1 pseudogene is annotated in these 605 nt (G+C 46.4%); it reads left to right on the forward strand.

Annotated features, from left to right (window positions below):
• Positions 1 to 605: pseudogene (locus R7E78_RS28220) on the forward strand (ATP-dependent DNA helicase DinG); the annotation flags it as partial.

Below are 605 nucleotides of genomic sequence, written 5' to 3' on the forward strand. Positions count from 1 at the left end.
ATCGATTCGCAATAGCTATCAAAACCTACAAGCACAACTCGATAACTTTGTACCAAGACGAGCTCAAAATTATCTTGTCGCTGAAATCGCAAAGACGCTTTGTGGTCAATATCATAAGTCCAATCGAATACTGGTAGCAGAAGCAGGCACAGGGATCGGTAAGTCACTTTCTTATTTGATGGCCGCTATACCAGTTGCCGTGCATAACAACCGCAAAGTCGTTATCTCAACGGCAACCGTCGCGCTTCAAGAACAGCTAGTGAATAAAGACCTTCCTCTATTCCGTCGTATTACAGACAGAGAATTCTCTTTCATTCTTGCCAAAGGTAGGCAGCGCTACTGCTGCGCAGAAAAGCTCGCAACAGCCAGTGGTGTAGATGGAGGTCGACTAGCAATGTTTGAGACCAAGCCAAAGAAAAAAGACATTGAATTACTGGAAACCATGTATCGCTCACTCGCTCAAGGGAAATGGGATGGTGACCGCGACGCTTGGCCTAAACCTATAGACGACCGCATCTGGCAATTGATTGTCAGCGACAAACACAGTTGCAATAACAGTTTGCCAGGTCACAGAGGGTGCCCGTTTCAAAAGGCGCGTTCTGAAC

The organism is Vibrio sp. YT-19(2023), from assembly GCF_033337395.1.